The organism is Gemmiger formicilis (genome assembly GCF_016901605.1).
In the GTDB taxonomy this organism is placed as follows: Bacteria; Bacillota; Clostridia; order Oscillospirales; family Ruminococcaceae; genus Gemmiger; species Gemmiger formicilis_B.
In genome coordinates, this window is record NZ_JACJKP010000385.1 from 1 (window position 1) to 626 (window position 626).

The 626-nt window shown below is 56.4% G+C and carries 1 protein-coding gene and 1 pseudogene; one reads left to right on the forward strand and one right to left on the reverse strand.

From position 1 onward, the window contains the following. Positions 1-363 (forward strand): annotated as a pseudogene (locus tag H6B10_RS15020) (transporter); the annotation flags it as partial. Between the two features lie 83 nt (positions 364-446). Here the strand turns inward: H6B10_RS15020 and H6B10_RS15025 are convergent. Beyond that, positions 447-626 (reverse strand): formate--tetrahydrofolate ligase (locus H6B10_RS15025; protein ID WP_204652312.1); only part of this gene is annotated, 180 nt, incomplete at its 5' end.

The window sequence follows — 626 nt, forward strand, 5'->3', positions numbered from 1 at the left end:
ATGCCCGGCCTGATCGTGGACGGTAACGAAGTGGAGGTTTACGAATTTCTGACCCGTGCGCTGGATATTGTCATCGGTATCGAGTTTATCAAGATGCTGGCCAAACACAGCCCGGGCAGCGTGCTGGAAGTGCTGCTGTATGCCATTGCCCGTCATATGATCGTAGGTCATGAGGACGCGGTGCAGAACCTGGTCAGTGTGGCGGCTATCGCGTTGATCTTCGTCATCCGCCGTTTCTTTTTTGTGCCTTCGTTCGGGCAGAAGCTGCCCGGCGGCCAGCTGGCACCCGATGTGGCACATCTGTATGCAACCACCGAGGAAGCGGAGGAATTGGGAGATTCCCACAAAGACACCTGCAACTGAACACCCCGTTGACAGCATAAACAAAGCGGAGTCCGCCGGGAAGGCGGGCTCCGCTTTTTTCTGTGTTTTTTGTACGCCGGGAATCAGAACAGACCGGTGATCTTGCCGTGGACATCCACATCAATATCCATGGCAGCAGGGTGCTTGGGCAGGCCGGGCATGGTCATGATACTGCCGCAGACCACTACCACGAAACCGGCACCGGCAGAGAGACGAACTTCCCGCACGTTGAGGGTGAAACCTTCCGGTGCAGCAATCAGCTT